At 35.7% G+C, this 13,609-nt stretch carries 10 protein-coding genes; 1 reads left to right on the top strand and 9 read right to left on the bottom strand.

The window, feature by feature from the left end; all coding sequences use genetic code 11:
* Nucleotides 1-4: 4 nt before the first annotated feature.
* Complete coding sequence (locus tag ACFPM4_RS20255; RefSeq protein ID WP_382355906.1) at nucleotides 5-2,086, bottom strand: alpha-glucuronidase family glycosyl hydrolase; 2,082 nt, start codon at nucleotides 2,084-2,086, stop codon at nucleotides 5-7.
* A 229-nt stretch (nucleotides 2,087-2,315) separates the two neighbouring features.
* On the opposite strand from ACFPM4_RS20255, the gene ACFPM4_RS20250 reads away from it, so the two are divergent.
* On the top strand, nucleotides 2,316-3,068 hold the full coding sequence (locus tag ACFPM4_RS20250; protein WP_144926888.1) for a response regulator transcription factor: 753 nt from the start codon (nucleotides 2,316-2,318) through the stop codon (nucleotides 3,066-3,068).
* A 283-nt stretch (nucleotides 3,069-3,351) separates the two neighbouring features.
* Here the strand turns inward: ACFPM4_RS20250 and ACFPM4_RS20245 are convergent, their stop codons facing one another.
* From ACFPM4_RS20245 to ACFPM4_RS20210, 8 genes are all read right to left on the bottom strand, one after another.
* Nucleotides 3,352-5,142 carry a family 43 glycosylhydrolase gene (locus tag ACFPM4_RS20245; protein WP_382355903.1) on the bottom strand — a complete coding sequence of 597 codons (1,791 nt, stop codon included), beginning with the start codon at nucleotides 5,140-5,142 and terminating at the stop codon, nucleotides 3,352-3,354.
* A gap of 105 nt (nucleotides 5,143-5,247) precedes the next feature.
* On the bottom strand, nucleotides 5,248-6,192 hold the full coding sequence (locus ACFPM4_RS20240) for a carbohydrate ABC transporter permease (RefSeq protein ID WP_382355900.1): 945 nt from the start codon (nucleotides 6,190-6,192) through the stop codon (nucleotides 5,248-5,250).
* Nucleotides 6,193-6,204: 12 nt separating this feature from the next.
* A complete protein-coding gene (locus ACFPM4_RS20235; protein ID WP_144928515.1) occupies nucleotides 6,205-7,119 on the bottom strand; it encodes a carbohydrate ABC transporter permease in 915 nt (304 codons plus the stop codon).
* Nucleotides 7,116-9,650, bottom strand: a complete 2,535-nt coding sequence (locus ACFPM4_RS20230; protein ID WP_144928513.1) for a DUF5696 domain-containing protein — start codon at nucleotides 9,648-9,650, stop codon at nucleotides 7,116-7,118. The genes ACFPM4_RS20235 and ACFPM4_RS20230 overlap by 4 nt, the downstream gene beginning before the upstream one ends.
* Before the next feature lie 18 nt (nucleotides 9,651-9,668).
* Nucleotides 9,669-10,301 (bottom strand): YIP1 family protein, encoded by a 633-nt coding sequence (locus ACFPM4_RS20225; RefSeq protein ID WP_144928511.1) that lies wholly within the window; start codon nucleotides 10,299-10,301, stop codon nucleotides 9,669-9,671.
* Nucleotides 10,288-11,754, bottom strand: a complete 1,467-nt coding sequence (locus ACFPM4_RS20220; protein ID WP_382355895.1) for a hypothetical protein — start codon at nucleotides 11,752-11,754, stop codon at nucleotides 10,288-10,290. Before ACFPM4_RS20220 ends, ACFPM4_RS20225 begins: the two co-directional genes overlap by 14 nt.
* A 15-nt stretch (nucleotides 11,755-11,769) precedes the next feature.
* On the bottom strand, nucleotides 11,770-12,645 hold the full coding sequence (locus ACFPM4_RS20215; RefSeq protein ID WP_144928525.1) for a carbohydrate ABC transporter permease: 876 nt from the start codon (nucleotides 12,643-12,645) through the stop codon (nucleotides 11,770-11,772).
* Nucleotides 12,646-12,647: 2 nt separating this feature from the next.
* The gene (locus tag ACFPM4_RS20210; RefSeq protein WP_144928509.1) at nucleotides 12,648-13,604 is read right to left on the bottom strand and encodes a carbohydrate ABC transporter permease; all 957 of its coding nucleotides are present in this window, start codon (nucleotides 13,602-13,604) and stop codon (nucleotides 12,648-12,650) included.
* Nucleotides 13,605-13,609 lie beyond the last annotated feature (5 nt).

The raw sequence follows: 13,609 nt of genomic DNA, 5'->3' as shown, positions 1-13,609 counted from the left end.
ATCCTCAATAAATTTTTCTGTTTTTTTCATCGGGAATTCCAGATTTACGATAAAAATACGTATTAACTTGATCACGCCATTCTTTCGCATTCTTTAATTGCATTTTCAAACGCTCCAGGACATTGTGAAATCTATATGAATCTATCTTATCTTCGAGGAGAATCCATCTAGCAATCAATTCTTCTACCTGCTCTACACCTTTGAAATGAGAATTGTAGTAATGTTGAATAACTGTTTCTCCAGACTTTAATGTATGTGTATATGGCACATGGTGGAAAAATAGTAATAATTCATCTGGGCATGTATCTAACGAGTTAAACATTTCTTTATTAGGAGAGAAATATTGACCTGTATAACCTGTTCCTGTTTCCATCGTTCTGTCTACTCCAATTCCATCTCGATCAGCAAAATGGTAGGTGCCCCATCTTGAATACTCGTAACCATCAACATTTGGCCCGTAATGGTGGTTTGGATTCACCATCCATCCGATTCCTAATGGTGTTGTATAGTTTTCATATATTCCCCATGAGTCTAGTAACATATGATTAATTTGTTCGATGACAGTTTCATCATTACCAAATGTCAGTTGAATCCATTCCCTCGAAATCTCTTCCGCCGCTAAGTCCGGATTCCAAATGAGACGTCCATACCCGAATAAATTCGCCTGTGCTAATGTATGCCCTGTCCAATTCACATCATTTCCTATATTGGAGACTGAAGCTATTCCGCTAATTTTAGAACTAAAAAGCGAACCATCCACAATCGTTTTTACAGTTGAACCTGCACCTTTACTATACGTATCGAATTCAAGCACTTCCTTCCACATTGGTACTAAATAGCACAGATCTCTCTGTTGCCCTAAATATTCCTGGGTAATCTGGAATTCAAGCACTTGGTTCGTACTTTCCAATGCTCCAAATAGCGGTGAAACAGGCTCACGTACTTGGAAGTCCATTGGTCCATTTTTGATTTGTAAAATAACATTGTCCAAGAAATGACCATCTAATGGTTTAAAATGATCATATGCAGCTCTTGCACGATCTGTAGAACGATCTCGCCAATCTTGCATGCAGTTATAAACGAAACATCTCCAAATAACTATTCCATTAAAAGGTTGTAATGCTTCTCCTAATAAATTTGCTCCATCTGCATGATTTCTGTTATATGAAAACGGACCTGGGCGATGCTCAGAATCAGCTTTTACAACAAACCCTCCAAAATCTGGGATATAACGGTAGATTTCTTCTACTTTTTGCTTCCACCATTGTTTTACATCGTTATCGAGTGGATCAGCAGTTGTTAAATCACCTATTTCGATTGGGCTTGCAAAATTAATACTTAGAAAAGTTTTGATTCCATAAGCTCGTAAAATATCCGCAATTTTAGCCACATCAGGCAGTAATACATTTGTTATTAAATTTGTTTCCACTTTCCATACATTTACGTTATTAATAGAAATGGCATTAACCCCAACGGAAGATAATAATCTCGCATAATCTTTAATTCGCTCCATATTGGAAGTAATTTTATTATTCTCATAGAAAATGGATTTCCCTGCATAACCACGTTCTATACTGCCATTCATGTTGTCCCATTGATTAATCATTCGAATTTTATTTCGTGGGGATTCCAAAATGTTTAGTTCTTTTAGTGTTTCTCCTGTTTGGATAAGCCGTAATAAATGGTGGGTTGCGTATAGCACACCTTTATCTGTTTTTCCTATTAGTAAAATCGCTTCTTTATCGCCATTTTTTGATGATTTGATAACATATCCTTCATCGTTTATTTCCTGAAAAATATCACCATTCAATCCATAGTCAGCTAATTTGATATCTTGATAAGTTGCTAAAATAAGAGTTGTTTGCTCATGTATTTGTTGTGAAATATCTGGACCCTTGCCATACATGGAGTGAAAAGCCAGTTCAAGTTCTTGTATTACAGATTGAATAATAAGCGAATTACTTACAGCAGCAACTGACTTAAAATACAATTGAAATAACTTGTCATTATCTACTTTTCTATACTGTAACCAGCAATTATAAGCCTCCTTCACATCCATCTGATCTACTACATTATGAATAGCCATGTAACGAACCTCCTGATTCACATTTTTATTGATAGCGGTTTCAAACATAGTTTCAAGTTAAGTATAAAGAGAACCAATATAACTGTCCAAGCTATTTTATGAATAATTAGAAACAAGTAAACAGATGTAACAAGAGCAAAGAATTGGACATTGAGAATATTGGGTTTTAAATCCATAATTATATGTACAGAGAAGGCGCTTACGATATTTAAAGGGGGAGTATGTATCCATGTATAGTGTATTACTTGTCGACCAGAATAAACATGCCTTGAATCGTACGAAGACTCTACTTGATTGGAAATCCATCGGCTTTCAAGTTAGTGAGAGTACCGATCAATTCTCTGAAGTAATTCCTTTACTTGCGGAATGGAACTTTTCTCTCATCATTATTAATATGAAGAACTATAATTCTAGCGCGGTTATGCTGGTACATCGTATTCGCAAACAACATAACATCCCAATTATTCTTATTGGTGGTAGCGACGACTTCCAAATTGCCAGGAAAGCTTTAACATATCAAGTGAGAGATTATCTGACAGATCCGGTTGATAAGGAAGCATTAACAAAAAGCTTATTAACATTGAAAAAAGAATTAGACTTCAAACATACGATAGATTCTCAATTTTATAGACCACAACCTGGGAAAAACACCAATCAGTCTGCGGCTTCCATCATTGAGAAAGTGAAATATTATGTAAGTGCTGAAATGAACCAAAATATCACATTAAAGAAGATCTCACGTTTATTACATTTTAATAGTGCATATTTAGGACAAAAATTTAAACAACATGAGAATATGACTTTTAATGAATATCTTTTACAACAACGAATGGAAAAAGCAAAGCAATTACTAAAACAAACAGACTTAAAAATATATGAAGTAGCGAATAAAGTCGGCTATACCGAAATGGATTGGTTTTATAAGAAATTCAAAGAGTATACCGGTGTTAGCGCAAAAGAATACCGCAAAAAAATGGCATAATATTATTTAAACTAGAACAACAGAATATAGATGAAATTACAAGCCAAACTACTTGAATTATGATAGTTTGGCTTTTTTCTATAGATATAACTTTTACTAAAAGTGTATCTCCTTATATCTTCGAAGTGCTGTTTTTACAGGAAGGACTGTTGGTGATAAATTTTAAATGAATGATTAAATAAAACACCAGCGTAGTGTATTTCCGTAGCGGGATAGTTGCACTAACAATTTTCGGATTTTCTTCTAGTTATATATTTTTTTCCTAGGCCATCCTGTTTGTTATTCATTTTTGTACAATCAGCTTTGTTGATACGTGTTTTAGTTCTGGGTTAATATCCCTTTCTTCCGTTAAGTCAAGAACAGGATACCCATCTATATCAAAATGCACTCGTCTTATGCCTGTGCAGCGTGGTCCGTCGATACCATTACGCGCATGGTATACATTCCATAATACTCCATCATCGTCCATCACATATGAATTATGTCCAGGACCATATTCTCCACTAACACTTCTACTTGTTAATAATGGATAATTGGATTTCGTCCAGCTTTTAGGGTCTAATAAATCTGCACCATTATTGGCTGTAAGAAGTCCAACACAATAAGTAGCATCCACAAGAGCGCTTGAAAATGTCATAAATATTTTCTTATCTGTTTGAATAACGAACGGCCCTTCATCTACAAAAGTATGATTATTCGCCCACCCGTAATCAGGCTTCGTCAATAGAATTGGATCTGTGATTAGCTTCCAAGGTTCTAATGGATCAATTTTAGCTAAATATATCCAAGCACCTATATCAACAGGAACAAATTGTCGTTCTGACCACGAGGCATAATAGTCTCCGTTGTATTTGAAAACCGTCATATCCAGTGAAATTGTCTTGCCTGCTTCACATAAAAAAGATCCATCCCTTTTTACGACTCGTTTAGGTTCCGTCCAATCATCTTTACAAATTGGGTTACCACCTTTTTTCAGCTTCATCACATGTGCTTCTTCATGTAGGAATTGTTCTGGAGTAGCAGCAAAGAAAATATATAAATCATCATTTATGACATGTAATTCTGGAGCCCAAAGAAGATTTCCAATATGTTCATATGTCACAGTGTCTAAAATCAACTCTTCTTTCGCATTTACTAGCTCCGGAATAGAATTTGCTTCCTTAATAGATAATGTTTTATTACCATTTTCATCATTCGTAGCAATGAAATAATACTTACCATCCCATTTACCGACATTTGGATCTGCACGGTTTATTGCAGCAGGAAATGTATACTCGTCCTGATAAACTGTTCCATTTATTTCATATATGCCTGGATTATCCCAATCTACTTCTTCCAACTGCCAATCTATTTTTTTGTCTGAGGTAGTACCATCATTGTATATAGCTGTAGCCTTTATATTTTTTAATTCGTCAGGGGAAGATGCATTAATACTATTAGGAACATTAATTGTTGTATTTATTGGAGGAGACAGCCGATATTTTAGTCTATTCCCAATCTCTGTTGAAACTGGAATCATATTACGCGGTACAATCCCCTCAATATTTGTATTTACTTCTTCTAACTCTACTTGATGAATGGTGCTTGGTTTAGAAGCTTTTCCTCCGCTCTTTATTTTTACTATCTCACTTCTGTACCAATTTCCTTTTTCATTACACCAATTAATAATAAATACATCATTCAATTCATCGTAATGGCAAGTAACATCCATGATATATTCATTCTCACAAATATCTACTAAGCCTATTTCTTCATATTGTAAAAAATCACTTGTTTGAAAAAACAACACCTTACCTATACTTTCATCATCATTTTCTCCGTTTGCCTGCGTACGAATAGCAACTACTCCAAATAAACCATTGTTCATGGGAAACATATATGGGGATTTCAAGCTTTTTGGGTTCATTGTCCCATCTACATTTTCTGTCGCTTTTGCAAACAAAACACCAGAATTATGGTTTAATGCTTGGAAGTACTCGCCATCTTCACTCCATGCTAGGTGCATGCTATAGGCTAATTTCTCTGAATATACTGCATCATCTTTTGGTTTCCTTGTATAGCACAAAATCTTCATAGTAACTCCACTCCCACTTCAACTTCTATTTAATTGCGTCCTTCATACGAGCGAAAAAATAAGCTAGTGTAAACACACTGTTTACCTAGCTCACTTTTTTTTAAATTATCCAACGATACCTGTTCTTTCCACACTCTCTACGAAATATCTTTGTACAAATAGATAGATGATAATTAACGGTAAGATGGCTAATAAAATTCCTGTATCTTGAGCCAAACTTAAGTAAAACGGATCTACCCCAGATGTTGTACTTTCTAATTGAATTTGCAAATTGTGTGGTAAGGATGATAATTGCGTTGACATTACCTTACTTGACGTTAAATATGTTGTCGTAAAGAAGCTGTCATTCCATTGCCATACGAATGAGAATAATGTAACTGTGATCGCTGCTGGAATGGCATTTGGCAACATAATGGTTGTAAATGTCTTTCCGATTCCTGCTCCATCGATATATGCAGCCTCTTCCACTTCTTTCGGGATCCCTCTAAAAAACTGACGGAATATAAAGATATATAAACCGGCTTTTAGAGAATTCGCAGTTGCAGAAGTGAGTATAAATGGCCAATAAGAATCTAGTAAATTAATTGGCTTTCCTGTTATCAACGGAATGATCCCCATCAATGTAAAATCCTTCAAGTTCATATAGATAGGAATAAGAATTGTTGTTGGTGGTACAAGGATTGTTAAGAGTACACCAGCAAATAAAATATTACTCCCTTTAAATTTTAATCTAGCAAAACCGTAACCAGCTAATGCACAGGAGACTACTGTAAGAATGGTCGTCATTGATGATAATAAAACGGTATTCAACAGTGTCTCCCAGTAATCCATAATACGAATTACTTCTTTAAAATTATCTAGTGTTATCGTTTGTGGTATCCACACAACAATTGGTGAGTATAAATCACTCTGATGTTTAATTGCTGTGGATATTTTCTGTATTATTGGAAATAAGATAACAAATGATAATCCAATAATAAGAACCGCACGAACAACAATCCATGACCACTTCTTCCAGCTTTCTAGTATTAATAACTTAGACACGTTCATCTCACACTCCTTCTATTCATGGTAGAATACTCGTTTCGAAATAATCCAGGTACTAATGGCTAGTATAATCGCGATACATATGAAGTAGATCCATGCCATTGCAGAGCTAAGTCCGAAATTAAATGATGTAAAACCAGTATCACGTATGAGTGTCGTTAAGTCATTGTGTGAGAACGAATCTATTATTGTATAAATTACATTAACAAGAATTAATGGGCTTACCATTGGAAAAGTAATTTTCCAAAATGATTCATATCCAGTTGCACCTTCTACCTTTGAAGCCTCATACAAATGTGGTGAGATTGTTTGAATGCCTGCAAGGAAAATTAGAATTTGCACTCCGGACATACTAATAATTTCATATATGCGGTCAACTGCTCCCGTTAAATAAAGGACAATTGTTTCACTAACCCCAGCCTGCAGCATTAGCCTTTGTAATTCAAAACTTGTAAATGCACCCGTGATACCTGATTCTCCAGCATTTTGATCATTCACAGCTTGAATTAAACTTGTACTTTCTAATGTAAGAATAACACCAGAAGCTAAAATAACAGGGAGGAAGAAAACAGCACGTGCTGGTGATCTTCCAAAGAATTTTTGGTTAAGTAAAACTGCTAGGAACAAGCTAAAGATAACTACTAACGGTACATTAATAAGCATGTCACCAATTGATTCTACTAACGTACGGTTAAAGCTTGTATTTTTCGTTAATGCGGTTACATAATTATCAAAACCAATAAACTCAATCATCATCCCACTTGAATTAGCAGTTATTTTACTTAAGCTATATCGGAATGAATTAATTAATGGCATCAGGAAGAAAAAGATAAATCCAAGAAGCCATGGCAATACAAAGATAAATCCCCAAAAAGCTTTCTGTTCTTGATACGTTTTTGGTTTTAATGTAAAGCGCTTCTTTTTCGTCATCTTTGCTCACCACCTATTACATATCCTTCTGGTTTAACTACAACCCCATCCACCGTTACTGAGGTAGAATTATAGTTTACAATCACATGCAAGCCATTTTCATACGTTGATTTATATACATTGTCAGCTAGCTTCTCATGATTTACTAATCTCTCACCTTGAACTTGCTTCAGAAATTCATTTATTTCATGATATAGTTCTACCGACTGATCGAACCATAATTCATAATTGACCGCAAATAAATGATCATGATTTGTCTCTTTTAACAAATGGTTTGGTTTATAAATCCATTCAAAATGGACACCTGCTCCATATTCCAAACTTTTCAACACATATTCTCGTGCATCTTTAAATGCAGTTAGATTATATGGTTCTCCAGTGTAATCGACAAACCCGCGCACTACCATTTGGTAAAATGGAATACTTTCATCTTGAATTTTAAACCCACTACTGGACATTGGTGTGTTTGTAATTAATGAAGTGTATGGAAAAGCATAGCTATTAGCTTTATCTGACATTAATTCAAATCCAGCTTCTTTCAAGAGTTTCATCGATTCTACTGAAATTTGCTTAGACTCCATTCGGTCAATGTTATCTTTAATATAAAAATCGCTATGAAGCTTGCTTGCTAAGTCACTCAATGCAATTCCGTTTAATGAGTAATCCTTCACCTCATCAATATAAGAAGAAACATAATCCTTAATCAAAGTAGGTTTCACAAGATAAGACGGATCTTTCTCTCTATCTCTTCGATTGATAGCTAGGTCAACTGGATATACAGACGCAGGAATTCGTTTCAAATTGCGTACTGCTTCTTTCTTCTCATTAAAGCCTTTCTTAGAACGGGCCTCTGCGAATGAAACTTCAGGATAAAACGGAATGTCTTTCTCCTCAAGATATTCGATGAATTCCTCTAGCCCTTTACTGCCACCAATAACTTTATCTACTTTTACTTTTTCTGGTACTTTCTGATCTAATCCACCATTAAACCAACCAGAATATTTAAGTTGAATATTATCAATATCTTCCGCTTGAAGCTTATCGATTATCTTCATCGCATCTTCAAAAGTAGTTAAAGATTCCAATGATTTATATGGGATACCAAGAAAATGTTTTTGACGAGTAAGAGCACCAATTAAGTCTAAATAAAATGGGCTATTCTCTTTGGCAACTGTTTCTCTTTCTGGTAATCCATTATGTTCGATTAAATAGTTCTGATACGCTTGTGCTAATCCTTGATATGATGCTTGATCAGTAGATAGAAATTTATAGCGAACTACAAAATCAGATGTCATCATTTCTTGTTGGAATTTTGGTAGTGAACGTTGCTTCCCATTCGCATCGAGTGTAACATCGTCTTTATTGATTACTATAAATGACGGATACACATAGTTATAACTATTTAATCTTCCACTAATATCCGCATTAATCGAAGCAACTTCAGCACCTTCTTCAATTACACCTAGCATCGCTGAATCTTCATACACCATTCCAAAGACAGGTAATCTTGCTCCCAGCTCATGACTAGCACTTTCTGTAACACCTAATGCTTGGTCAGCACCAAACACAGATTGCTCATATGCAGGATATTTCACTTTACCATTATTAAAATGAATAAGTGCACCTGATCCATCTGGTACAAAAATCGAACCTTCTTCCTCTGTACCCGCAGCACCTAAAAAGCTTAATGCTGAAATCCTGTGAATCGGGTAATCTGCAGGGAACTTAATAGAATCAATCGGAATACGCACTACTAAACTATCATTATCAACCTTGTATTCAATCGATACTAGAAATGTACGTGAACCAGCTTGCTCTTGTGTAATTCCATGCTCAGCAGCATCTTTTGCCAAATCTTCCTCTGAATAGCCAATCGCATCGAACGCTTCTAATGCTCTCTGTAATTGCATCCCAGATAATGCACTGTCATTCCGTTCATATACTTCTTTTTCCTTATTTTCCTTATAACCAATTGTTAGAGCCCGTTTACCTGCGTTATCCATTTGATTGGATAGTTCCTCAAAGCGCTCATAACTTAATAACATTGGTAAATCTTCGGCAGACCTTTGGTTTGTCCCAAATTTATAATTTATACGAATTCCTTGATCAATAGGTTCATAGCTAATTTGCTCATAAGCAACACTATCAGAATAGGAATTCATATTATTTAACTGGCCAAATTGATTGTAGAAGTTTAACCGTATTTGAGAGTTTAATATATCCTTATTCACTCCCATTGCTAATGCATCCAAGTCACGTTCAGGTGGATTGGTATAATACGTTTTTCCGGAGTTTTTATCTACTATCGCTACTACTCCTGTTTCCTCTTCAATAAATAAGCGGATACTACTAGATTCAGCAATCCCCTTCATACCAGGTAAAGATTGATCTTGAAAACGTGAGGAAATAGGTTCGCCAACTGCTAAGTCATAATCTTCATAACCAATACTACTTGTACTAGTGGAAGCTGAAGAGCAGCCGGCAATCATTATTAACATAACCATTACAAGTGTCCATTTTTTTATCTGCATGAATGATCTCCTCCTTTCCTAGTTTCTCATTACAATTTCCTGGTAAAGTACATATACAAAGGAAACAATCTGTTGGATTAGGCTGAAAAATAGTAAGCATAGAAATGCCATAAAGCCCATCGCTACGATTGTAAGTAGCATCGTTGCAATTGTTTTCGATGGTGTAAACTGATGGACTGTCATATTTCCTATAAACATTAAATATAGGAACCAAAATAAAGCAAAACCTGTTGAAAAATAATAAAATGTTGATTCTTCAATTGATATGAAATTACTGATCCATATCCACGGAAAATGTATCAGCACAATTGGAGCTAGAGCGAAACAAGTCGCATTAAAAATTTCTATAAACTTTCCTTTCCCATCCATTAAAGTGGTTAAGGACCAATTAGCTACACACCAAAACAGAACAGGTACTATTACATATACGACTTCCATAATGCTGTTCATTTCTTTTGGATTGTAAATATTGATTACAAATCCACTATATTGACTGTGCAAAATATTAGTCAAAGCAAGTAGAATTAAAATAATGAGTGAAACAACGACATTTATTTTGTTATTACGTTCATATTTTAGTTCCCAGTAACCGTTAAAGGGGTGGAGCATTACATAAAAAGGGTATTTTAACGTTTCTTTAGTCCACAGCATTAATGCGTCTACCTCCTCTCACGTTTCGGAATACTTTCCAACCAAACCAAAGCAGAACAAATGCCACGATTCCAGTCATAATGTATGGAAAATATCCTCTGAGTACTTGCTTCCGATGTAGTAAGAATGCTTTTGAATAATTCATTTGATCTTTACTCACCTTAAAATATTCCATCGCTTCTTTATATTTACCTTGTCGAAGCAATGCTTTTCCAATCCCTGTATAAGCAAAGTCTAAATTCGCATTCATATTAATTGTTTCCTGGTATAAATGATAAGCATCTTCTTCTTCGCCATTATAATAAGCTTTAACGGCTTCGTTTAAGGTAGTACCGTATACAGTTGGCTCGAAAACAGTAATTTCACCTAGTGCTCTGTCTAGAACGAGGAAGTCATTTCCAAGTCTTTCAATCGCAATTGGATTTACAAATTCCCCTCTTAAGTTTCCTAATCCACCAAATATATACATTAAGTGCCCATCACCATTATAGGTAAAAACACGCCCTCGCTTAGAGTCCAAAACAGAATAGATTTCACTGTGCCAAACATCGATATCTATTAATCTAGATGGTCCATCATCGACATAATAGTTTTCATCTCCACGAGGATTAAAATATCCTTCTCTTCGTAAAATATCGTTCCCTTGGGCATTCAGTTTTTTAATCGTATCTCCAAATGAATCACCATTTGTTGCATATATAAAGCCTTGCTCATTTATATCCAAATTAGTAAATTCAGTTGGTATAAATTGCACCATTTGACTTCGCTGTTCTTTCGTAGCAAGTTGCTTCCATAAATATTCGATTGGATTTACTTGTACACGGTTTGCACCGATGAACGTTGTAAACTCTCCATCTGCGTTAAACTCCATAAATCCATCGAAAACTCCTGATGCCATTACATAGATTCTTTGTGCTTTATCCACAACGACACGTACTGGTTTAAAATCAAAATCTTGTTTTATAACTTCAGATTGTGGTGAATCCACTATCTTTTCAAGTTCATAGTTATCATTTAAATGTACAATGCGCTTATTACCGGTATCGGCAATATATATGTCATTTAGTTCATTAACAAAAATCCCTTCTGGCTGATTAAATGTATCTTCTTGCCCATTGTTCATGAAAGAATCTATTACATGAACTAGTTCAAGATTTTTATTAAGTATAACGATACGTTGATTTCCAGTATCTACTACATAGATATCTTGATTTTCCGTTACATGAATATCATTTGGGTCCGCAAATGCTCCAATATCGAATTGCTGGCCATTAATAATTTTTTCCGCAGTATATGCGGCTGGAGATTTAACGGTAGTCCCCCAGAAGGAGTAGTTATAAGTATCTGTTGCTCCCTCTGCTGCAGCCCGCTGAGTATCTATACTAAATAACGCTACTGCACCTATCAAAAAGCAAAGAAAGCTTCGTACAGATCGTTTCCAATTCCACATCATGCAAGCTCCTCCTTTCTAATCCTTCAGCCCAGAAGTCGCCATTGTTTGCATGACACTACTTTGGGAAATTACAAAGAGTGTAATTGGCACAATCATTAATATCAGGGCGACTGCAGCAGCTACACCAGCCCTCGCAATCCCACCTTCTGAGATTTGTCCAAGTGCATAGTGTAAAGTTTTTAAATTCTCACTGTAAATAAAGTTCCCTCCGTCAGTTCCCCATAATGCTGGGAATTGAAGAATTAAGAGAGTTAACCAAGCAGGCTTTACATTTGGCATGACAATCGTCCAATAAATACGATACTCACTTGCTCCATCTATTTTTGCAGCTTCTAGCATCGAGTCAGGAAGTTGCTCCATAAACTGCTTCATTAAGAACAGCCCTAACGGAAATGCTAACGAAGGAACAATAATCGAAGCATGCGTATTAATCCAGCCTAACCAGGACATGACCATATAGTTAGGAATCGCTGTTACGTGAGGAGAGAACATTAATGCTAGTACAACGATTTGGAATAAAATTTTCGATCCATAGAAACGATATTTCGCTAATGGATAAGCTGCCGCCGATGCCAAAATAATATGGCCAGCTGTACCTATTAAAGTAATTAATAAAGTGTTTACAACATACCTTGAAAATGGTACCCAGGAATCTCCCATCAAGGCTACTAAATCGAAGAAGTTATCCAAGGTTGGATTTCGAACAAAAAACCTTGGTGGGAAAATAAAGATCTCATCCAGCGGCTTGAACGCATTGTTTACCGCATACACTAAAGGTAATGCCATAAAAGCACCAAATACGGCTAGGAGTGCGAAGAGCATAAAACTAACGGAGAAAGAACGATTCAATCTTCTTTTTACACCGAACCTTCTTAAAGCTTTTACTGCCATCATCACTCACCAACCTTTCTTAATAGTTTCTGAGTTACTAAGTTCGTTCCAATCATTAGACCAAACAACACTGTAGCAATTGCTGATGCATATCCCATTTCAAATCGAATAGTACCGAAGTCCATCAAGTGCGTTACGATTGTATGTCCAGCATAGTTAACACTTGGAAACCCTGCTAACGCAATGGAGATATCTGCTACAGCAAAAGCTTGTGTAATCTGCATAACCGCACCAAACATTAACATTGGTCGCATAGATGGGAGTGTGATAAACCATAATTCCTGCCATCTATTCTTAATTCCATCCATTGCTCCAGCCTCAATAAGTGACTTATCAATATTTTGAAGTCCGGCAATAAATGCTAGGAAGCTCGTACCTAAACTCAACCAAAGTTGAACTAAAATTAGGATGGCCAATATCCATTTCTCATCCGCTAACCATTGAATCGGCTCTAATATAATTCCAAGCTTCATTAAAATACCATTCATATATCCATAGCTATCACCCGAGAACACGATTAACCAGATGAAGAATATGTTTCCTGAAATCGAAGGGGCGTAAAATATTAATGTCATAAACGCCCTTACTTTCGGAGACAATTCATTAATGATCCAAGCGAATACGAAACAAGCAATATAGCTAATTGGACCTGTTATAGCAGCGAACAAGAATGTATTCTTTAAGGCTATTAAGAAAACATCATCATTTAAAAATAACCTCGAATAGTTTTGCCAGCCGACCCATCTCGGGAATTCCAGCATATTAAAATAGAAGAAACTTAAAGCTAAAGAAAAGACGACAGGTATGACCGTAAACGTAAAGAAAATGATCATATACGGTGCCATTAAGAAATAGTAATGTCTGTCTCTTTTTAAGTTCGACATTATATGAGCCCGTCGTGTTTTCTTTATAGGCTGGATGGAGCCCTGTACGGTTTGACTAGTTGTTTCACCTTGCATCAGCT

Source organism: Lederbergia graminis, assembly GCF_042655485.1.
Classification (GTDB): Bacteria; Bacillota; Bacilli; order Bacillales; family Bacillaceae_C; genus Lederbergia; species Lederbergia graminis.
Note: the sequence above shows the minus strand (reverse complement) of the source record. Positions and strands in the feature narration are given on the sequence as shown.

Coding starts and splice junctions, on each gene's coding strand:
- ACFPM4_RS20235 (WP_144928515.1), bottom strand. CDS start 7,119: ATGACGAAAAAGAAGCGCTTTACATTAAAACCAAAAACGTATCAAGAA.
- ACFPM4_RS20240 (WP_382355900.1), bottom strand. CDS start 6,192: ATGAACGTGTCTAAGTTATTAATACTAGAAAGCTGGAAGAAGTGGTCA.
- ACFPM4_RS20230 (WP_144928513.1), bottom strand. CDS start 9,650: ATGCAGATAAAAAAATGGACACTTGTAATGGTTATGTTAATAATGATT.
- ACFPM4_RS20210 (WP_144928509.1), bottom strand. CDS start 13,604: ATGCAAGGTGAAACAACTAGTCAAACCGTACAGGGCTCCATCCAGCCT.
- ACFPM4_RS20215 (WP_144928525.1), bottom strand. CDS start 12,645: ATGGCAGTAAAAGCTTTAAGAAGGTTCGGTGTAAAAAGAAGATTGAAT.
- ACFPM4_RS20220 (WP_382355895.1), bottom strand. CDS start 11,754: ATGATGTGGAATTGGAAACGATCTGTACGAAGCTTTCTTTGCTTTTTG.
- ACFPM4_RS20225 (WP_144928511.1), bottom strand. CDS start 10,301: ATGCTGTGGACTAAAGAAACGTTAAAATACCCTTTTTATGTAATGCTC.
- ACFPM4_RS20245 (WP_382355903.1), bottom strand. CDS start 5,142: ATGAAGATTTTGTGCTATACAAGGAAACCAAAAGATGATGCAGTATAT.
- ACFPM4_RS20255 (WP_382355906.1), bottom strand. CDS start 2,086: ATGGCTATTCATAATGTAGTAGATCAGATGGATGTGAAGGAGGCTTAT.
- ACFPM4_RS20250 (WP_144926888.1), top strand. CDS start 2,316: ATGTATAGTGTATTACTTGTCGACCAGAATAAACATGCCTTGAATCGT.